This window comes from Halorubrum sp. B53, from assembly GCF_059752395.1.
The window spans coordinates 124148-144676 of record NZ_MWTH01000012.1 but is presented as its reverse complement, the minus strand read 5'-3'; the positions used below and the strand labels follow the sequence as shown (position 1 = coordinate 144676).

Here is a 20529-nt window from a genome sequence, read left to right as displayed (position 1 = left end):
GGCTTACCTAAATACTTTTAATCGTGTCGATTCAGTCGTCCGCCGGCGCCGGCGTTCTCTGGATCGCGTCGAGGCAGTCGAGCCAGTCGCGCATGTACTCGCCGCAGTGGTTGAGGAACGCGCCGTTGTTCCACTCGGAGAAGTCGCCCTCCGCGAGCGCGTCGGCCATCTCCGCGAACGCCGCCGCGAACGAGTCGGCGTCGTCAGCCTCGTCGTCGACGACTTCCCAGACGTGTTCGTTCAGCTCCAATCCCGCCACCTCGTTCGCGAGGTCGTCGAACGTCGAGCGCGCGGCCTTGTTGTGCTCGCACAGCGGGTCGCCGTTGTAGATCCGCTTGCCGAGCACGTCGCAGGCGCGCTTGAGGAAGAGGCCCGACCAGATGTCGTCGAACCGCCCGACGTCCCACTCGTTGTCGTCCATCGGAAGCTGGTAGAACGCGGGGATCACCTCGCGGCGGAAGGCGAGGTTCATCGAGCAGACGGTGAGGTAGTTTCCGCGCGCGGCGACGAAGTCCTCGCCGAAGTCGTCGGCGGTCGTCCGGGTCTGCGCCTGCCCTTCGAGGTCGCCGTCCATCAGGATCCGGACCGCGTCGAGGTCCGGGACGTTCGTCCACAGCCCCTGCGAGGCGACGACCTCGCCGGCCTCGACGTCGACCGCGTCGGTCTCGACCGTCTCGTCCATCGCCGAGTAGGGGTAACCGCGCGGGTAGAGCCCGTGCTCGTCGGCGTTGTCGTAGAGGACGTTCACCCAGTCCTCGTCGGAGCGCACGCGCTCGATCGAACCCTCGAACGCGAGGTTCTCCATGTGACGGCCGAAGTAGTCCTCCTCGTCGTGGGGGAGCGTGTCGTCGTCGATGAAGACGCCGTACTCGAAGGTGTCGTCGGCCCACATGTAGAGCAGTCCGAAGCTCGTCTCGGCGTGGCTCGCGGCTGGGACGACGTGGCCGTACTCCGCGACCCCGTTGGCCTCGTACCACTCCTCGCGGCGGGTGCCGTCGAAGACCTCGCCGGAGACGTCGAGGTCGTCGAGCATGGCGCGCATCTCGTCAACGTCACAGAAGTCCTCAGTGACGAGGACGAAGTGGAGCCGAGAGACATCGAACCCGTGTTCTCGGGCGTTCGCGACGTACTCGCGGAGGCACTCGTATTCGCGGATCGTGGGGACGATCACGCAGATGTCCTCGCTCGCGGCGTCTGGGCGGCGTTCTTCCATACTCCAACGTTTTTAGGTTGGCCTAAAAATCTGACGGTCCGGAGTGCGACGACTCGCTCTCTCCGGCGGCGTTCGGCGCCGTATCGCCGGCCGCGTCCCCCGCACCGGCGTCGCCGGCGACGCTCCCCCCGTCGGCCTGCACCGGGGGAGTCGACTCGCCGTCCCCCGCGGGACCGGCGGTCGGCGAAACTCCGAGCGCGAGCGCGGCGACCCCACCGCCGGCGAGCGTGACGGCGTTCTTCAGCGCGTGGTCGAGGATCGCCGCCGCGAGCGCCGTCTCGACCGGGAGCCCCGTCGCGCTCACGACGAGGCCGGTGAACGCCGCCTCGTACAGCCCGATGCCGCCCTGCGAGAGCGGGAGCACCTTCGCGAGGTTGCCGACGCTGACCGCGAGCGTCCCGACGACGAGCAGCGTCGGAGTCGGGACGGCCCCCCCGACCCCGCCCGTGAGCGCGGCGAGCACGAGCACGGCGGTGAGGACGTCGAGCGCCCAGATCAGGACGCTCCAGAGGAACACCGCTCCGAGGCGACGCGGATCGGCGGCGACGACCCTGACGGACGCGCCGAACCGGACGGCGGCGTCGACGACTCGCGCGAGTCGGGAGCGGTCCGGCCCGAGGCCCGCGACCCGAGCCCGGAGCCCGGGTCCGAATCGCCGGTCGCTCCGGGCGACCGCGACGGTCGCGACCGAGAGGACGACGGCGACGGCGGCGATGCCGGCCGCGGCCGCGAGCGCGGTCGACGGCGCGACGGCGCCCACCGACTCGCCCGACTCGGGCGACCGACCGGTCAGGAGCAGGAACGCGAGCGCGACGCCCCCGAGCGCGCCGATGGCGACGAGGTCGAACGCGCGCTCGACCGCGAGCGAGGCGACGCCGGTCGGATACGGCACGTCCCGCCGGTCCTTGAGCAGGTACGCGCGGACCCCGTCGCCGGCGCGGGCCGGGACGACGAGGTTCGCGGTCTGGCTGGCGAAGACGGTCGCGGTGAGGAAGCCGGTCCGGCAGCGGCGGCCCATGGCCGCGAGCACGTCGCCGTACCGCCGCCCCCTGACCGGCCACGAGAGCAGGTAGATACCGAGCGCGACGGTCAGAAGCGCCGGGTCGGCCGACGTCACCGCCGCGACTACCGCGTCCGCGTCGAGGCCCCGGGCGAGGACCGCCGCGCCGAGGCCGAGGACGACGAGCGTCCCGAGAGCGGTGAGCCGCTCCCGCGAGAACCCGGCGCGGAGCCGGTCCCCGAGGTCGGTCCCCGTCACGGGTGTCGACCTCCGCACCGAAGCGGTCGGAGCCGCCCGGCCGTCGCACCGGTACGCGGGCGTTCGGGGCGCCGTTCGACGGTCATACGTTGATTTAGGTTGCCCTAAAACATATAACGCTGACGGTTCGGCGACCGGGGTCGGCCGCCGTCGGGAGAGCAACCGTCCGCGTTCCCGCGAGATGCCGACCGCCGAAAGGTGCTTTTGTGTGTCTATCGAAATACTGCACATGTCCGACACCGTCCGAATGTGGCTCGTCGAGCGGACGTACTCCGACGACGAGCAGAACATGGTGATCCTCACGTACGCCACCCCGGACGGCGAGCGCTACTTCCGGAAGGAGCGCGCGCTCACCTCCTTCACCGACGTGCGCGACACGACGGCCGCCGTCGACGCCGAGCCCGAGAACGTCGGCGCGGTCGAGGACCCGGCCGACCGCGAGCGCTACGCGGCCGAGGCAGAGCGAATGGCGGCGGCCCACGCCCCCGACGACGTGATCTGATCGGCGGAACCGACCGCCGTGCCCGTCGGGACGCGGCGCCGCCGTCGGCAAGCCGCGGCGGCGTTTAAGTCGGTCCGACGCGAACGTCCCGCCGATGCGCGCCACCCTCGAAACCCTCGCGGCCGCCGCGCTCGTCGGGGTCGCGCAGGGGGCGCTGCGCCTCGTCGGCCTCGCGGGCGTCTTCGCGCTCGCGGCCCCGCTGTCCGTCGCTCCCTGGACCATCGTCACCAGCGTGTACGCGCACGGGTCGATCGGTCACCTGCTGGCGAACGGGCTCGCGCTGCTCCTCGTCGGCCCGCTCGTCGAACGGCGGACGACGCGGCCCCGCTTCCACGCGTTCGTGGTGGCGACCGGGGCGGTTGCCGGGATCGCGCAGGTGACGCTCGGCGGGCTGATCGGTCCGCCGACCGCCGTGTTGGGACTGAGCGGCGCCGTCTTCGCGATCGGCGGCTACCTGCTCGCCGGCAACGTCGTGACCGCGACGCTGTTCGACCGACTGCGGCTCCCGCCGCGCGCGCAGTTCGCGCTGTTCGGGCTCGCCGCCGTCGCGCTCACCGCGACGACCGCGGCGCCGGGCGTCGCCCTGATCGCCCACGCGACCGGCGCGTTCTGCGGGCTCCTCGCGGGACGCGTGGGGGTATTGGACGTTCGGTGAAAACGGAGCGACGGCGCCGCCGCTGGCGACGGTAAATAAAACGAAGAGAGCGGAAATACGCCCTAGCGCTTAGTCTTCGAGAACGATCTCGATGCTGACGTCGTTCGGCACTTGGACGCGCATGAGCTGGCGGAGCGCGCGTTCGTCGGCGTCGATGTCGATCAGACGCTTGTGGACGCGCATCTCCCAGTGCTCCCACGTCGCCGTCCCCTCACCGTCCGGGGACTTTCGCGACGGGATCTCGAGCGTCTTCGTCGGCAGCGGGATCGGGCCCGACAGGGCGACCCCCGTCGAGTCCGCGATCTCGCGGACGTCGTCGCAGATGTCGTCGAGGTCCTCGGGGCTCGTGCCGGCGAGGCGGACGCGTGCCTGCTGCATCGATTATCGCTCGTTGACTTCGAGCACCTTGCCGGCCGCGATGGTCTGACCCATGTCGCGGATGGCGAAGCTGCCGAGTTCCGGGATCTCGCCGGACGGCTCGATGCTGAGCGGTTTCTGGGGGCGCACGGTGACGACCGCGGCGTCGCCGGACTTGATGAAGTCCGGGTTCTCCTCGGCGACCTCGCCGGAGGACGGGTCGATCTTCTGATCGATCGACTCGATCGTACAGGCGACCTGCGCCGTATGGGCGTGGAAGACGGGCGTGTACCCGGCCGTGATGACCGACGGGTGCTGCATGACGACGACCTGCGCCTTGAACGTCTCGGCGACGCTCGGCGGATCGTCGGCCGGACCACAGACGTCGCCGCGACGGATGTCGTCCTTGCCGATGCCGCGGACGTTGAACCCGACGTTGTCACCGGGCTCGGCCTTGGGCACTTCCTCGTGGTGCATCTCGACCGTCTTCACTTCGCCGCCCACGTCGGACGGCTGGAAGGAGACGTTGTCGCCGGTGTTGAGGATCCCGGTCTCGACGCGTCCCACGGGGACGGTCCCGATGCCGGAGATGGTGTAGACGTCCTGGATGGGGAGTCGGAGCGGCGCGTCCGTCGGCGGCTCGGACTCCGGCAGGTCGTTAAGCGACTCCAGCAGAGTGGGGCCGTCGTACCAAGGCGTGTTCTCGGACGCCTCGGAGACGTTGTCGCCCTCGAACGCGGAGATCGGCACGAAGGTCGTGTCGTCGGTCGCGAAGCGGACCTGGTTGAGCAGGTTCTTGACCTCCTCGATGACCTCGTTGTAGGTGGACTCCTGGTAGTCGACCAGGTCCATCTTGTTGACGCCGATGATGAGCTCGTTGATGCCCAGCGTGCGGGCCAGGAACACGTGCTCTCGGGTCTGGGGCGCGACGCCGTCGTCGGCCGCGACGACGAGCACCGCGTTGTCGGCCTGCGAGGCGCCCGTGATCATGTTCTTCACGAAGTCACGGTGGCCCGGGCAGTCGACGATGGTGAAGTAGTAGTTGTCCGTGTCGAACTCCTGGTGGGCGATGTCGATCGTGACGCCGCGCTCGCGCTCCTCGGCGAGGTTGTCCATCACGTAGGCGAACTCGAAGCCGCCCTTGCCCTTCTCTTCGGCTTCCTCGCGGTGCTGCTCGATTACGTGCTCGGGGACGCTCCCCGTCTCGAAGAGGAGGCGACCCACGAGCGTACTCTTGCCGTGGTCGACGTGGCCGATAATGGCCAGGTTCTGGTGCGGTTTGTCACTCATGGGGTAATCACGCGCTAAGGCGCTCTGTGAGTAAGTTTCGGTTGATTCCACTAAAACGGTTTCGATACGGCCCACAGAGTATCGCGCCGCAGTCGGGCGATTCTCGACAACGCGGGGCACGGCAGCGCGACGCATGGGCGGGGTCGCGATAGCGGGAGCTGACCGCGTCGGAATCGACCCGACCGGAGCGGCAGCGGCTACTCCAACCGGCCGACGTCTCCGAGCACCGCGCTCGCGGTCTCCGGACCACCGGCGCCCCGGCCCGAGATGTTGAGCCGGCCGGCGTGCGTGGTCTCGATCTGGACGATGTTCTGCGTCCCGGAGACCGCGAGCGTCCCGTTCTCGGGGACGAGCCGCGGAGCGACCCGGACGGTCTCCCCGGTCGCCTCGCCGATAAGCCGGACCGTCCGGCCGTCCTCGGCGGCGAGCCGGAGCGCCGAACCGGGCACGTCGCGGATCCCCGCCACGTCGGCGTCGTCGAGCGTGAACTCCCGGGCGTCGGCCGGGTCGTCAGCCGCGCCGAACGAGAGCACGTTCGCGAGGATGACGCACTTGAGCGCGGCGTCGGTCCCGTCGACGTCGAAGGAGGGGTCGGCCTCGGCGACGCCGAGGTCCTGCGCCTCCGCGAGCACGTGCTCGTAGTCGAGCCCCTCCGCGGCCATCCGGGTGAGGATGAAGTTCGCCGTCCCGTTGAGTACGCCGCGGACCGCGGTGACGTGGCCGGGCTCGATGTCCTCGACGGTCGAGACCGCGGGGATCGCCCCGCCGACGGTCGCCTCGAACCGGATCTCGCCCGCGCTGTCGTCGACGGCGGCCCGCAGGTCGCCGAAGCGCTCCGCGACCGGGCCCTTGTTCGCGAGCACGGCGTGGCGGTCGCGCTCCAGCGCGCGAGTCACGTGCGAGAAGCCGGGCTCGGCGTCGCCGAGGGTCGTCGGCGTCGCCTCGACGAGGACGTCGTAGTCGGCCGCCAGCGCGTCCGCGGGGTCGGCGTCGCCGACGATCCCCCGCTCCGCCTTCCGAGCCACGACGGCGTCGGGGTCGACGCCGGCGTCCCGGCCGCCCGTCCCGTCCGCGACGACCGCCGTCGAGGAGTCCGCGACGGCGACGACCTCGTGGCCGTACTCGCTCGCGAGGTCGACGACAGAGCGCCCGACCGCGCCCGCGCCGACGACGGCGAGTCTCACGCCTCCACCCCCGTGAGCGGCTCGACCAGGCGTAGCTCCTTCTCCTCGGCCAGCTCCCGGACCGCCGCGAGCGCGGCCTCCGTCTCGCCGGCGCGGGCCTCTAGGCGAAGCCGCGCGCTCGACGCCTCCTCGGTCCCCTGGGGGGCCGCGAGCGACACGTCGGCGACCGACGCCGACGCGCACGCCTCGATCCGCGAGAGCGTGTCGGAGAGGTCGGTGTCGATGAGGTGGCCGAACAGCAGCAGCGTCACCTCCTCGGCGTACCGCTCCGTCCCCGCCTGCATCACGTTCACGCCCTCGCTCCGGAGGGCCTCGACGATCCCCTCGAAGCGCTCCTGCGTGGCTTCGAAGTCGACTTCGACCGGGATCCGACCGCGCGGGGTCTTGTTCCCGCGCTCGTGGTAGATCGAGAGGAGGTTCCCCCCGTTGTCGGCGATCGGTTGGAGGGCGGCGAGCAACTGCCCCGGCTCGTCGACGAGCTCGAGCCGCACCGTGTGCGTCGACGGCGTCGCCGAGGCGTGCCCGCCGTCTGGGGTGGGATCGTCATCCGCCCGGCCGTCGACTCCCTCGGGCGCGTCGCTCACGCCGCCACCTCCGCGGGGCCCGCCGGATCGACACCGGGGATGACCGTCGCCAGCGGCGCGATCGCCGCTGTGGTCGGCGTCCGGCACGGTCCTGTCGGCGGCGCGGAGCGGTCGCTTGCTGGCTCCGTCGCGGTGCGCCGAGCGGGAGTCGTGCCCGTCTGCATACCAGAAAGGAGTCGGGGGATCCGGTATAAGCCTTCGGCGATGGCAGGCGTTGCCTCGCTTCGTTCCGTGTGAACTTACGGCACGGAGAGCGGCGGGGACGGTCCGACGGGGAGGGAGGAGTTCCGTCGAGCCCCCGGACGAGGTGGGTGTACAGCCCTCGAAACGGGCAAAAAGAATTTTCGGATGGCGGCGGTACCGTCAGCGCTGATGCCCTCCACCGACAGGCGACCGGTGCTGACGTACATCGCGCTCGCGATGACGGGATTGGTCGGAGCCGATCTGGCGGTGAAAGCGACCGAATCGCGGGACGAACCGCCCTCGTGGGGCCCTCCCGTCGAGGGCGGGCACGGGGACTGGGCGATCATCGACGAGGACACCGACCGGGTCGACGACGAGGGGATCGACGCGACCCTCGTGCTGACGGTTCAGGGGCCGAACGACGGCTCCGACCGGTTCGACGACGAGGGGATCCGCATCGTCAGCTACGAGGCGATCGTGGACGACGACGACCCGGACTGGACCTACACCCTCGGACGACCGCGCCTCTCGCTCCGCCTCGGCACGAACGGCGCGGGGACGGTCTTCTTCTCGAACGCCAACGCGTACGGGGACACGTCGGACCGCGACGTGACCGGACGCACCGAGATCCGCCACGCGTTCGACGCCGGGAGCGGCCGGGGAGCCGTGAATCCGATCCTGAACTACTCGGGGCCCGCCGACGGCGACGGAACCAGTGCGGACGCGACCATGGAGTCGACCGTTACCGTTCCGATACTGAAAACGTGGCTTCGGGGGGTCGGCGGCCGGATCGAGGCCGGGACGCTTCGGTGCGAGATCACGGAGACGGTCACCTTCGTCGGGTGACCGCGACCGCGAGAGCCCATCCGGATTCGGCGGGAGAGATCTCTCGGTCACGAGGAAACGCCGCAAAAGCGGAGTCCGCTAACCCGAAGCAGACCGCGACCGCGGACCGCGTCGCCGACTTAGAAGTAGTCGATCGACTGCGGCAGTTCGAGCTTCATCCCCTTGCGCTCGCGGATCTCCATGATCTTCTCGCGCTGGAGGTTGTCGACGAGGACGCGGAAGCCCGCGTTCTCGGTGTTCCACGAGGCGCGGCCCTCGGTGGCCGAGCGGATGTCGGAGGAGAAGCCGATCATCTCCTCGACGGGCGCGATGCCCTCGACGACCATCAGGTCGCCCTCCTGGTACATGTCGTCGACGCGGCCGCGGCGGCCCTGGATCTCGCCGGACGCGGCGCCCATGTGCTCCGAGGGCACGTCGATCCGGACGTCCTGGATCGGCTCCAGCAGGCGGACCTCGCCGTCGATCAGCGCGCGGTGGACCGCGTCGCGGACGGCGGGGATGACCTGCGCGGGCCCGCGGTGGATGGTGTCCTCGTGGAGCTTCGCGTCGTGCAGGCGGAACAGCGACCCCTGGACCGGCTCGGCGGCGAGCGGCCCGTCGTCGAGCGCCTCTTGGAGCCCTTCTAAGACGAGCTCCATCGTCTCGTTGAGGTGCTGGATCCCCTTCGTGTCGTCGATGAGGATGTTGGTCCGGTGGATGTCCTCGACGTTCTGCGAGGTGTCCTTGTCCATGCCGGCCTCCTGCAGCGCCTCGCGGCGCTCCAGTTCGGGCATGTCCATCGAGACCTCGCCGAGCTGGATGGCGTCGACGATGTCCTGGTCCATCGGCTCGACGGTGATGTAGAACTTGTTGTGACGGTTCGGCGACTGCCCCTCGACCTCGCGGGAGGACTCCTGGGGCTGCTCGCGGAAGACGACGATCGGCTCGCCGGTGATGACCGGGATGCCCTGGTTGTCGCGGATCCGCTGAGTGATCACTTCGAGGTGGAGCTCGCCCTGCCCGCTGATGAGGTGCTCGCCCGTGTCCTCGTTGATCTCGATCTGGATCGTCGGATCCTCCTTGGCGACCTGCTGGAGCGTCTCGATGAGCTTCGGCAGGTCGTCCATGTTCTGGGCCTCGACGGACTTCGTGATGACCGGCTCGGAGATGTGCTCGATCGACTCGAACGGCGTCATCTCGACGGACGAGACCGTGGAACCGGCGATGGCGTCACGCAGTCCGGTGACGGACGCGATGTTCCCGGCCGGGACGCGGTCCACCTCCTCGCGCTCGGACCCCATGAAGAGCCCGACGCTCTGGATGCGGTTCTTGCCGGCGGTCCCGGAGACGTACAGCTCCTGGCCCTTCTCCAGTGTGCCGGAGAAGACGCGGCCCGTCGCGATCTCGCCCGCGTGCGGGTCCATGGAGATGTCGGTGACCATGAAGACGACCTCGCCGTCCTCGTTGACCATCCGCATCGTGTCGGCCAGCTCGCTGTCCGCGTCGCCGCGCCAGATGCGCGGGACACGACGAGGCTGGGCGTCGACCGGGTTCGGGAAGTGCTCGCAGACCATGTCGAGCACGACGTTCGAGAGCGGCGTCCGCTCGTGGAGCTCCTCGCGCTTGTCGTTCTGTTCGAGCTCCATGATGTCGCCGAAGTCCATGCCGGTCCGCTGCATCGACGGCATCGAGACGCCCCACTTGTACAGCGCGGAGCCGAAGCCGACCGTCCCGTCCTCGACGGAGACGGTCCAGTCCGTGGGGATGTCGTCCATGTTCTCGGCCATCCCGCGGATGAGCTCGTTGACGTCGGCGATGACGGACATCAGCCGCTCCTGCATCTCCTGAGGCCCCTCCTGAAGCTCGGAGATGAGGCGGTCGACCTTGTTGATGAACAGCGCCGGCTTCACGCCCTCGCGGAGCGCCTGCCGGAGCACCGTCTCCGTCTGCGGCATCGCGCCCTCGACGGCGTCGACGACCACTAAGGCGCCGTCGACCGCGCGCATCGCGCGGGTGACGTCGCCCCCGAAGTCCACGTGGCCCGGGGTGTCGATGAGGTTGATGAGGTGGTTGGTGTCCTCGTACTCGTGGGTCATCGAGACGTTCGCCGCGTCGATGGTGATGCCGCGCTCCTGCTCGTCCTCCTTCGTGTCCATCGCGAGCTGCTCGCCCGCGGTGTCCTGGGAGATCATGCCGGCACCGGCCAGCAGGTTGTCGGAGAGCGTCGTCTTGCCGTGGTCGACGTGGGCGGCGATGGCGATGTTCCGGATGTTCTCCGGAGTGTCCATCAGCCGCTCGCACTCTTGAACGATCTTCTTGCGTCGGCCCATTATACCGCTTGTTACCGATAGCAGGGTCAAAAGGGTAGTGTTTCTCCGCGGCCGTTTCGCCGAGGATCACCCCTGATCGCCGGAGATTTCGTGTCGATCGGTCGCACGATTCGATGCGTGTGGGCAGCACGATTCGGTGAGCGCGAGCCGCGCGGTTCGGTGAGCGCGAGCCACGCGGTTCGGGATGGGTGGGCGAGACGAACGGCCGCGAGACGACCGCGGCCGTCTCCACGCGGATTTAAGTGCTCGGTGGGGAACCGAGGCGTATGAACGAGACGCTCTCGCGGCTCGCCGACACCGGCGTCGTCGCGGTGCTGCGCGGGGTCGAGGCCGACCAGCTCATCGGGATCACGGAGGCGCTCCGCGAGGGCGGGGTCACCGCCGTCGAGATCACCGCGGACACGCCAGACGTCGCCGGGAAGCTCGAAGCGGTGACGGGCTCGTTCGGCGACGAGGTCGTCGTCGGCACCGGCACCGTGCTCGACAGCGAGACCGCCCGGACGACCCTGATGGCCGGCGCCGAGTTCGTCGTCTCGCCGAGCCTCCACGAGGACGTGATCGAGACCTGCAACCGCTACGGCGCCGTCACCGCGCCCGGCGTGATGACGCCGACCGAGGCGATCCGAGGGTACGAAGCCGGCGCCGACTTCGTGAAGGTGTTCCCCGCGAAGACCGTCGGTCCGGCCCACCTCGGCGCGATGAAGGGACCGCTCGGCCAGATCCCGATGATGCCGACCGGCGGCGTCGGCCCCGGCAACGCGGCCGACTACATCGACGCCGGCGCGTTCGCGGTCGGCGCCGGCGGCGCCCTCGTCGACTACGACGCCGCCGAGCGCGGCGACTACGAGTCGATCACCGAAACGGCTCGAGAGTTCGTGAACGTGGTCGAGGAGGCGCGCGCAGACGACTGAGGCGACGCAATAGCGACGGTCTCGTTATAAACAAATAAATACGGCAGCAGCGGTGGCGCGCGCCTTCGAGTGGCCGCCCTCGGCGGCCACGAGGTGCGCGTGCGAGGGACGCGGTGAGCGCTCGGAGAGCGCGAACCGCGAGGCTGGGGAGGCGTGAGGTGCGGTTGCGGTGCGGTCGGGGTGGGACTCAAAGGGGCAGCCGCGAGGCGGACGCAGGCGACGTAAGCAGCGTGGCGCGTAGCGCCACGGGCAGCCGGCGGCGAAGCCGCCGGCGACACCGCAGGGAGCGAACAAAGTGAGCGACCGAGGAGCGCAGCGAGCGTGCATCCGCCTCGCGGCTGGGGCTTTGGAGGTGCTCTCCGCCGATCTATCATCAACCGCGTATAAATGAGCTGATGGAGCTTTGGAGGTGTTCACCGCCAGATCGAGATCGGTTCTTTATAAAGGACAGACGGAGGCGACAATCACTCGGAAGCTTTCGAAAAGCGCGTCTTCGCCCGCAACCCCTACATGAAGTCGGCGATGCCGGACTGCTTGTTGGTGTCGTCCTCGAAGATCGATTCGAGCGACTCCTCTAACACCTTCAGCCGCTGTTTCGTGTAGGGCCGGCAGCCGAACCGGTCGGCGACCTCGATGGCGGTGTCGACGTACTTGTTCACCGACCCCTGGTGGACGGTGAGGTTCACGCGCCCGCCGCACTCGCGGCAGTCGCCCGAGAGCGGCATCCGGCGGTACTTCTCGCCGCAGTCGAGACACCGCGTCTCCTGCCGCGAGAACGCCCGGAGGTTCCCGATGATGTCCGGCAGGAAGTGGTACTCGATGACCCGCTCGGCCACGTCGGTCTCGTCGACCGCGCGGAGCTTCCGGGCCAGCTCCAGCTGCGCGTCCATCTTCTCCATCATGTCCCCGAGCGTTTTGTACGCAGACAGGTCCGGCCCCATCGCGATGTCCGTCGTGTCGTGGGTGTGGTCGAACCCGTGGTACTCCTCGTCGGTCCCGAGCGTGTCCTCGCCGAGCTGGATCCGGTCTTCCAGCTCCTCCGGGTCCGTCAGGTCCAGCGTCGCCTCGTAGAACTCGCGCGGGTACTCGCGCACGATATCCATGTTGTGCGCCTCGTCGTCGATCTCGGAGGGGTCGATCCGCGAGGACATCACGAGGGGCGCGTCCATGCGCCCCCCGCGCTGGTCGGGGAGAAATTCTTTCGAGAAGTTGAGAAGTCCGTCCATCAGGAGCATCACGCAATCCTCGTCGCCGTCGCACTGAGCGACCAGTAAATCGTTCGCCGCGAGGGTGTGCGTCTCGGCGACCGTGAGATTGTAGGTGTGTTCGACGTCGCTTTCGAGGAATTCCACCGAGTCGACTACGTCCGTCTCGATCCCTCCATCTGCAGCCACATCAGCGGCGACTTCCGCCGACGTCTCGTAATCGAGAGTCGTCGCTGGAACCAAATCACCGATCTCCAGTTCGTTCGCGGCGACCTTCCGAACACGCCCGTCCTCGGCTCGCAGCATCGTATGGTCGGGCGTCACGCGAATTGAGCGTCCACCCCGGGTCTCGACCCGGACAAGGTGGTCCTGACTCAGGTGTTTTGAGACGGCAGTCACCGACTGTGTCGACCTGTTTCCGCGTTCGTCGATCGAAGGGACTTCGATCGAGCCGTCGAGTTCGTCCACGAGCGTTCCGAAGTCATCGGTTCGCGGATTGTCCAGCCGATCCTCAACGAAGGCTTCGATAGTCTCGCGGTGCCAACCCGCGTCGTCTCGATACTCGATTTCCGTCTCCGGGTGGAAACAGTTCCTTCGTTTGGCGGCGTGAAAGTACGGATGCGCGTATCCGACGGCCGCCGACGTAAATCCTACCACTCTTCCGACAGTTGCCGCGCTCGTGTGCGGCGCCATCCCGAAGACGAGCTCGCCGACGAGGTCGTCGCGCTCGTTCACCTCGTAGAACCGCGGAAGCCCGTAGAACTGTTCGAGCAGGTCGTCGACGAAGTCGGCGGTCCGCAGCATGTGCTCGGCCGCGCCGTCCGAGAGGACGATGTCCTGGACCCGGAGCTCCACGAGCTGGTCGTCGTGGCGCAGGGGCTCGCCGTCGATGTCGGTCTCGTAGCCGATCTCCCGGAGGTGGTCGGCGGTGACGTCGAGCTCCTCGGGCCGGACGGACGTGACCGGGAGGTCCGTCATGTCGTACCTGACGGTGCCGTCCTTGAACGACGTGACGCCGTTCTTCGCGCGCAGGATGCCTTTCTCGATCGGCTCGGGGGTCTTGTTCCGCGAGGTGAGCCCCTGGACCCCCTTGAGGATCTCGAAGGACGCCTCGCGCTCGCCGACGTTCGCCAGCGCGGAGCGGTACGCGTCGTTGAGGTCGACCTCCTGGTACGTCGCCGCGCGCACCTCCCACTCGCAGCGCGGGCACTCGACGCGACCGGCCTCGTCGGGCTCGCAGACGGTGCCGCAGTCGCCGCACTCGTAGTGGGGCTCGGTGTGGACCTCGCAGTCCGGACACCGGGCCTTGTAGGTGTGTTCGCCGCAGTCGGGACAGACCCGGTCGGAGACCTCGACCTCCAGCCGCCCCCGGTGGCCCGAGTCGTCCATCACGCTCGCGGCCTCGGCGACGTCGCGCTGGGGGCCGCCGGCCTCGTTGATCGGGAACAGGGTGTGGACCGCCGGGGAGAGGTCGCGGCTCTCCGACTTCTCGGGGCGGCCCATCCGGTTCCCGATCCGGGTCGGTGCGCGTTCGCGCACCTCGAAGGGCGCGACCTCGTTGACGGCCTTCACGGCGTTCTCGCCGTCGGCCCACTCGCGGGCCGCCGCCGAGAGGTCGCTCTCCTCCCACGTCTTCCGGAGACCATCGTCGACACCGAGCGACCGCGCGAGCGGGCGCCACGTCGGGACCCGGAGGGCGTCCGGGGTGGCGGTGTGCTCGACCAGCAGCGACTCCAAGGCCCCCTGCGTCGTCTCCGTGCGCTCGATCGCGAGGACGCCCTCGACCACGTCGCCGTCGGCGACCGCCTCGGCGAGCGCCTCGAACGCCGCGACCGACACGTCGTGCCAGAGGGAGGTGTACTCCGGGTGGAGCGGGCAGTCGTACTCGCGCGCCCACGCGAGCGCCTCGTCGACGTCGGGGTGTTCGAGGTCGACGTGGGGGTCGTCCCGCAGGGCCTGCACGTCCGCGCCGGCGTCGGCGAACTCCTTGACCCACCACTCGTACACGTACGAGGCGGGCGCGAGCGGGTGGTTGTTCTCGACGAACTCCCCGTAGTTGACGAGGTACTCGCCTAAGTCGAGCACCTTCTCGACGCCGTTTCGGACCTCCTTCGCCTCCTCGGGGTCGTCGATGCGGCGGACCTCGCCGTTCGCGAGCCGGACCGTCGGCCCCTCGATGGAGTCGACGGGGACGACCCCGTGGGCCTTCCCCGGGCGCTCCGTCTTGATCTGCGTGCCGGCCGCGAGGAAGTCGTCGACGAGGTGCATCGTCGCCGGGTGAACCCCGCCGGTCGCGAACCCGTGGTTCCGCGCGCGACCGTACCGGAGCCGGAACCCGCCCGCCTCGCTCGGGTGGGTGAACACGGGGCGACCCGCGATCAGGTCGCGGAGGAACTTCTGCGAGGGCTTCGCGCGCGGCGGGCCGTCGGGCGCCTCGCCGCCGGACTCCGACTCGCTCTCGTCGCCCTCGCTCGCGTCGTCCCCCACGTCCCCGTCCGAGTCGAGCGACTCGCCGTCCGAGCCCCCCTCGTCGCTCGCGCCGGACCCGTCTGTCCCGATCGTCCCGTCGATCAGGTCCTGGAGCCACGGCCAGTCGACCTCGTCGAGGTCGCGGGTGTACCGCTGGATCTTCGGGGCCTTCAGCGCGATCCCCTCGGCGGCGACGAGGCACATCCCGCCGCGCGCGGAGTTGGTGTCGACGCGTTCGAGGTCGCGGAAACCGGAGACCTCCTCGTCGCTCGTCGCCTCCCCGTCGAGCATGATGGGGATGTGCTCGGCGATGAACTTCGACTCCTTGTCCTTCGGCGTGTACTGGAGTCCGGTCTCCTTGTCGTAGAGGGCGATCTCCTCGGCGTAGCGCTCGACCTCCACGTCGCGCGGCTTGTACTCGTCGATGCCCAAAAGCGAGCGGGCGTAGTCGGCGACGAGCACAGAGAGCGCCTGCGCGGTCCCGCCCGCCGACCGGATCGGACCGGCGTAGTAGACGTTGACGAACTCGGTGCCGTCGTCGTTCTCCAGCAGCTCGACCCGATCGATCCCCTCGATCGGCGCGGCGACGACCCCCTCGGTGAGCAGCGCGACCGCGGTCCGGACCGCGCCCTCGACCTTCCCCGCGCGGGAGTCGTAGTCGCCGACCGTCCCCTCGACGAAGTCGGTGACGAGTTCCAGGGCCGCCTCCTCGCGAGACATCTCGCCTTCCAACTCGCGGACGCGTTCCGCGACGCCGTCGATGCCGAGGATGTTCTCGACGCGGTCGGCCATGTCGCGGGCGACGGGGATCTCGACCTCGGGCTCCGGGTCGTACCCCTGTCCCTTCGCCGTCTCCGCGAGCTCCAGCGCCTCGTCGAGCCGGTCTTCGATCCGGGCGAAGTATCGCTCGTCGTCGGGTCTCATCGCCGCGAGACCCGCCTCACAGCCATAAGTCGAGGTCGGTGGTCGCGTCGTGCGACCGTTCCAGCGGCTCGTCGAACGCGCGGAGGTGGCATTCGCCCGCCCAGACCGTCGCGGAGTCGAGGTGGCCGGCGAGCGCCTGCCCGCTCGGCCGCGACAGCACGGCGTGGGTGTGCGCAAACACCTCCCCGTCGAGCAGCGAGACGTTCCCGACGCAGGCGGCGACCTCCAGCGGCTCGTCGAACGTCACCGACTGGTACTCGGTGTCCTCCTGGTCGTAGAACCAGACGTCCGCGTCCTGGACGGCGCCGAGCGCCGTGAACCAGCCCGCCTCGACGTCTTCCGCGCGGGCGAGGTCCTCGATCTCCTCGCGCCAGTCGGCGCCGGTCTCGAACCGCGCGACGTACTCCGCCGTCGTCTCGACTTCCCGGTGGTGCATAGGAACCGCCCACGGCCGCCGGGGGCAAAAAGGCTTCAGTCGCGGCGCGCGTGACCGACTCGAACCGAATTGATATAGCGCCATTAGATTTATACCTGAGAAATCGCGACGGACGGGCAACTCACAGAAACCGTCGCTATGGCGTCAAAAACGAGGGAAAACGGGGTGCGAAAGAGTACTGGACCGGTTCAGAACGGGGCCTGCGGGCCTTCGTCGTCGCCGCCGTCGTCGGTCGTCTCGCCGGGGAACGACGGCGACGTGCCGCCGCTGCTGGTCCCGCCGAGGTCGCCGTCGGCGCCCGAGCCCATGCCCGTATCGGCGTGGACGGTCTCGATCTCCGGGATCTCCTTGACCATCCGGGACTTGATCGCCTGGATCGTCATCGGTGAGATACCGCAGCCGGAGCAGGCGCCGCCGAGCTGGATCGTGACCTCGCCGCTCTCGCGGTCGAGGTGGTTGATGGCGGCGCTCCCGCCGTGCATCTGGATCTGCGGGAAGTTGCGCCGCAGGAAGTTCGTGATCCGCTCGCGGAGCTCGTTTTCCCCGTCGGCTGTGTCCGTGCTCATGCCAGCGAGTTGGCGGGCGGCGGGCTTATGCCTTTGGTTCGCCGGAATGCGACCCCGCTCAGGGGTCACACGCAGGCGCCGACGAAGAGGCGGGTATCGACGGCGAGAGGGGTCCCGTCACTCCGGTCGGTCGACCTGAAACGTCCGGTGAAGCTCCGCTTCGATCCGCTCGACGTACTCCTCGAGCGTCTCCTCGAACGTCTCGTCGTCGACGAGCACGCCCTCCAGCCGGTCGCGCGGGTTCTCGGGGAGCTCGACGTAGAACTCGCCGTCCTCGTAGAAGGGTTCGGACTCGTTGAGTATCGTCTGGTCGATCCCGTGGATCAACTGGGAGTCGTGGCGCTCGTTCATGTGGTTGAACGCGTTCTTGTACGCCCGCTGGAGCTCATTGAAGTAGTGGGCGTATTTGTCCTCGAACTTCTCGGGGTCGAACTCGTCGGCCATGTCGGGTCCGAGGGCCCCGCGATGAAAAAGCCGGTCGATCGCCGGCGAGACGGCGGAACCGACCGATAGCATCGGGGTCGGCGCTGGAGACGGAGGGGCCTCGTCGAGCGTCGGTCCGGCCGGCAGACACTAATTAAATCATATAATGCTATATCAAAAGATGTGGCCGGATCGAGGGCCGGTGGCGGCGGGACGGCGAGTGCGGCAGGCGGAACCGAGAGTGCGTCGATCGACAGACCGACATGGCGACTCCGAGCACGACCGGCGACCCCGAGCACGACCGGCGGACCGGCCGGACGAGGACGTCACAGGGGTCGTTCCGGTAGCACTCCGGGTTACAGGTCGGTAGGGTTCGGAGAAGAGAGGGACGCGGCGACTACCGGAACCGGCCGAGCAGCCGGTAGTCGTGGTCGGGCTCGTACCGGCGGAACAGCAGGCTGTTGGTGAGGACGCTCACGCTGGAGAACGCCATCGCGCCGGCGGCGAGCACGGGCTGAAGCAGTCCGAGCGACGCCAGCGGGATCATCGCCGTGTTGTACCCGAGCGCCCACACGAGGTTCTGTTTGATCTTCTGGAGCGTCGCGTCGGAGATGCGGATGGCCTTCACCACGTCCAGCGGGTCGTCCCGCATCAGGGTCACGTCCGCGGCCTCGATGGCGACGTCGGTTCCCGAGCCGATGGCGGTCCCGACGTAGGCGACCGCGAGCGCCGGCGCGTCGTTGACGCCGTCGCCGACCATCATCGCCCGTCGGCCGTCAGCTTGGATCGCTTCGACGGCGTCGGACTTGTCCTCGGGGAGGACCCCGGCGCGGACGTTCTCGGGGTCGATCCCGACCCGCTCGGCGACGGCGCGGGCGGTACGCTCGTTGTCGCCGGTGATCATCATCACGTCGACGCCGCGGTCGCGAAGCGCGGCGACGGCGTCCGCCGCGCTCGGCTTGACCGTGTCGGCGTCGGCGACGACGCCGGCCAGCTCGCCCTCGTTCGTGCCAGCGGGCACGCGAGCGACGAGCATCGCCGTCTTCCCCTCGCGTTCGAGGCGTTCCATCGTCTCGGCCGCGGGCGAGGCGTCGATCCCCTCGTCCGCCAGCAGCTTGCGGTTGCCGACCAAGACCTCGTCGCCACCGTCGGACGAGTCCGACGAGCCTCCGGCAAAGCCGGAGACCTCCACCGTCGCGCGGACCCCGTGACCGGGGACGTTCTCGAAGTCGTCAGGGTCGGGGACCTCCAGGCCGCGCTCGCGGGCGCCCTCGACGATGGCGCGCGCGAGGGGGTGCTCGCTGCCGCGCTCGGCGATCGCGGCGAGCCGGAGCACGTCGTTCTCCCCGAGGCGGTCGGCGTCCGGGCTCGCGAGGTCGCCCTCGCCGGCGTCCGTCTGCGACGCCGTCCCGCCGTCGGGGATCGGGTTGCCGTCGCGGTCGAACGCGACCACGTCCGTCAGCTCCATCTCGCCCTCGGTGAGCGTCCCCGTCTTGTCGAAGACGACGGTGTCGACGTCCTTGGCGCGTTCGAGCACGTCACCGCCTTTAAACAGGACGCCGTTGCCGGCGCCGATCGTGGTGCCGACCATCGTCGCGGCTGGCGTCGCCAGTCCCAGCGCGCAGGGACAGGCGATGAGGACGGCGGAAGCGAACACGACGATGGCGAACTCGAAGACCGAGACGCCGCCGCCGGCGGCCGCCGGACCGTCCGCGACGAGCCCCCACAGCGGGAGCCCGTCGACGAACCCGGCGAGCGCCTCGGGGAACAGGAACCAGACCGCCGCCCAGAGGACCGCGTTGGCGATGACCGCCGGCACGAAGTACGCCGAGATCCGGTCGGCGAGGTTCTGGATATCGGGCTGGCGCGACTGCGCCTCCTTCACCGTCCGGACGATCTGCTGGAGGGCGGTGTCCGCGCCGACCTTGGTCGCCTCGACGACGAGCGCGCCGTTCTCGTTGATCGTGGAGCCGACCACCTCGTCGCCCGCCTCCTTCTCGACCGGGACGGACTCGCCGGTCACCATCGACTCGTCGACCGCGCTCTGGCCGTCGACGACGACCCCGTCCGTCGGGATCTGCTCGCCCGGGCGGATCTTCATCCGATCGCCGACCTCGACCTCGTCGAGGGGGACCTCCTCCTCGTTGCCGTCCTCGTCGACGAGCGTGGCGGTGTCGGCCTCCATCTCCAGGAGCTTGCGGAGCGCCTCGCCGGCCTGTCCCTTCGAGCGGGCCTCGAGGTAGTTACCGAGCGTGATGAACACGAGGATGAGCGCCGCCGTGTCGAAGTAGACCCCGCCGGCGATCACGTCCAGCAGGACCGCGACGGAGTAGACGTACGCGGTGGTCGACCCCAGCGCGATCAGCACGTCCATGTTGGCGCGCCCGTTCGTCACGAGCGCCTTGTAGGAGTTCCTGTAGAACGGGCGGCCTAAGACGACCTGCACGGGCGTCGCGAGCAGGAACTGCACCCAGCCGACCGAGACGCCGAAGACGGTCTCCGGGAAGAGCGCCCCGTCGAGCAGCAGGTGGTCGGCCATGAACAGCAGCAGCGGCGCCGAGAGGACCGCCCCGAAGAGCGTCAGCCGGAGCTGTTTGCGGATCTCCTCCTCGCGGGCCGCGTCGCGGGCGTCCTGACCGGAGTCGCCGCTCGACCCCTCACCGTCGGCCCCGTCGCCGTCCTCGTCGCGCTCCCGGACCGGCGAGTAGCCCGCCGACTCGATCGCGTCGTAGAGGTCGCCGAGCGAGGCGTCGGCCGGGTTGTACCTGACCTGCGCCTCGTCGGTCGCGTAGTTCACGGTCGCCTCGATCACGCCGGGCGTCGATTCGAGGGCGTCCGCGTTGGCCTCCGCGCAGTTCGCGCAGGACATGTCCGTGATCGCGACGGTGACGGTCTCGGTGACCGCGCCGTACCCCGCGGACTCGATCGCGTCGAATATCTCGCCGAGCGATACCGCCTCGGGGTCGTACTCGACCGACCCCTCGTCGGTGGCGTAGTTGGCGTTCGCCGACGCCACCCCGTCGAGGTCGCCGAGGGCGTCCTCGATCGACGCCGAGCAGTTGGCGCAGGACATCCCCGTGACGTTCAGGTGGGCTGTTCTCGTTGGCATGTGTACTACTACGTGTTCCCCCCTTAGGCGGTTTTCTGCTTCGAGATCGGGGGGTTCGATCGGGGCGTAACCTTCGATTCCAAAGCGACCGGGACGGACAAGGCG

General features: G+C 69.1%; 17 protein-coding genes. 4 read left to right on the top strand and 13 right to left on the bottom strand.

Annotation, left to right across the window (positions count from 1 at the left end; genetic code table 11):
• Positions 1 to 31: 31 nt before the first annotated feature.
• The gene (locus B4V06_RS09960; protein ID WP_498169566.1) at positions 32 to 1213 is read right to left on the bottom strand and encodes an alpha-1 4-glucan-protein synthase; all 1182 of its coding nucleotides are present in this window, start codon (positions 1211 to 1213) and stop codon (positions 32 to 34) included.
• 22 nt (positions 1214 to 1235) lie between these two features.
• Positions 1236 to 2471 (bottom strand): lysylphosphatidylglycerol synthase transmembrane domain-containing protein, encoded by a 1236-nt coding sequence (locus B4V06_RS09955; RefSeq protein ID WP_498169563.1) that lies wholly within the window; start codon positions 2469 to 2471, stop codon positions 1236 to 1238.
• Between the two features lie 229 nt (positions 2472 to 2700).
• Here B4V06_RS09955 and B4V06_RS09950 point away from each other — a divergent pair, with 229 nt between their 5' ends.
• Both B4V06_RS09950 and B4V06_RS09945 read left to right on the top strand, forming a co-directional pair.
• Entirely contained in the window at positions 2701 to 2973 is a 273-nt protein-coding gene (locus B4V06_RS09950; RefSeq protein WP_498169561.1) for a DUF7967 family protein, read from the top strand.
• Positions 2974 to 3067: 94 nt separating this feature from the next.
• Positions 3068 to 3628: a rhomboid family intramembrane serine protease gene (locus B4V06_RS09945; protein ID WP_498169558.1), complete on the top strand. Its 561-nt coding sequence runs from the start codon at positions 3068 to 3070 to the stop codon at positions 3626 to 3628.
• A gap of 69 nt (positions 3629 to 3697) precedes the next feature.
• On the opposite strand, the gene rpsJ is transcribed toward B4V06_RS09945, so the two are convergent.
• The 5 genes from rpsJ to B4V06_RS09920 form a co-directional block, all read right to left on the bottom strand.
• A complete protein-coding gene (gene rpsJ / locus B4V06_RS09940; protein WP_004048854.1) occupies positions 3698 to 4006 on the bottom strand; it encodes a 30S ribosomal protein S10 in 309 nt (102 codons plus the stop codon).
• Positions 4007 to 4009: 3 nt separating this feature from the next.
• Positions 4010 to 5275: a translation elongation factor EF-1 subunit alpha gene (tuf, locus tag B4V06_RS09935; protein WP_123113712.1), complete on the bottom strand. Its 1266-nt coding sequence runs from the start codon at positions 5273 to 5275 to the stop codon at positions 4010 to 4012.
• A gap of 197 nt (positions 5276 to 5472) precedes the next feature.
• Positions 5473 to 6459, bottom strand: a complete 987-nt coding sequence (locus B4V06_RS09930; RefSeq protein ID WP_498169553.1) for a homoserine dehydrogenase — start codon at positions 6457 to 6459, stop codon at positions 5473 to 5475.
• Complete coding sequence (locus tag B4V06_RS09925) at positions 6456 to 7043, bottom strand: amino acid-binding protein (protein WP_123113710.1); 588 nt, start codon at positions 7041 to 7043, stop codon at positions 6456 to 6458. Before B4V06_RS09925 ends, B4V06_RS09930 begins: the two co-directional genes overlap by 4 nt.
• Positions 7040 to 7207 (bottom strand): hypothetical protein, encoded by a 168-nt coding sequence (locus tag B4V06_RS09920; RefSeq protein WP_158606072.1) that lies wholly within the window; start codon positions 7205 to 7207, stop codon positions 7040 to 7042. Before B4V06_RS09920 ends, B4V06_RS09925 begins: the two co-directional genes overlap by 4 nt.
• Before the next feature lie 208 nt (positions 7208 to 7415).
• Here B4V06_RS09920 and B4V06_RS09915 point away from each other — a divergent pair, with 208 nt between their 5' ends.
• On the top strand, positions 7416 to 8072 hold the full coding sequence (locus tag B4V06_RS09915; RefSeq protein WP_498169549.1) for a hypothetical protein: 657 nt from the start codon (positions 7416 to 7418) through the stop codon (positions 8070 to 8072).
• A 119-nt stretch (positions 8073 to 8191) separates the two neighbouring features.
• Here B4V06_RS09915 and B4V06_RS09910 read toward each other — a convergent pair whose 3' ends face one another.
• Positions 8192 to 10381 (bottom strand): elongation factor EF-2, encoded by a 2190-nt coding sequence (locus B4V06_RS09910; RefSeq protein WP_498169546.1) that lies wholly within the window; start codon positions 10379 to 10381, stop codon positions 8192 to 8194.
• A 266-nt stretch (positions 10382 to 10647) separates the two neighbouring features.
• Here B4V06_RS09910 and B4V06_RS09905 point away from each other — a divergent pair, with 266 nt between their 5' ends.
• A complete protein-coding gene (locus B4V06_RS09905) occupies positions 10648 to 11292 on the top strand; it encodes a bifunctional 4-hydroxy-2-oxoglutarate aldolase/2-dehydro-3-deoxy-phosphogluconate aldolase (protein ID WP_498169544.1) in 645 nt (214 codons plus the stop codon).
• A 506-nt stretch (positions 11293 to 11798) separates the two neighbouring features.
• Here the strand turns inward: B4V06_RS09905 and B4V06_RS09900 are convergent.
• From B4V06_RS09900 to B4V06_RS09880, 5 genes are all read right to left on the bottom strand, one after another.
• Complete coding sequence (locus tag B4V06_RS09900; protein ID WP_498169542.1) at positions 11799 to 15890, bottom strand: DNA-directed DNA polymerase II large subunit; 4092 nt, start codon at positions 15888 to 15890, stop codon at positions 11799 to 11801.
• A 16-nt stretch (positions 15891 to 15906) separates the two neighbouring features.
• Complete coding sequence (locus B4V06_RS09895; RefSeq protein ID WP_123113705.1) at positions 15907 to 16326, bottom strand: PPC domain-containing DNA-binding protein; 420 nt, start codon at positions 16324 to 16326, stop codon at positions 15907 to 15909.
• A gap of 188 nt (positions 16327 to 16514) precedes the next feature.
• Positions 16515 to 16892 carry a NifU family protein gene (locus B4V06_RS09890; protein WP_123113704.1) on the bottom strand — a complete coding sequence of 126 codons (378 nt, stop codon included), beginning with the start codon at positions 16890 to 16892 and terminating at the stop codon, positions 16515 to 16517.
• A 117-nt stretch (positions 16893 to 17009) separates the two neighbouring features.
• Entirely contained in the window at positions 17010 to 17336 is a 327-nt protein-coding gene (locus B4V06_RS09885) for a DUF5783 family protein (protein ID WP_123113703.1), read from the bottom strand.
• Between the two features lie 376 nt (positions 17337 to 17712).
• Positions 17713 to 20424 (bottom strand): heavy metal translocating P-type ATPase, encoded by a 2712-nt coding sequence (locus tag B4V06_RS09880; protein ID WP_498169537.1) that lies wholly within the window; start codon positions 20422 to 20424, stop codon positions 17713 to 17715.
• Positions 20425 to 20529 lie beyond the last annotated feature (105 nt).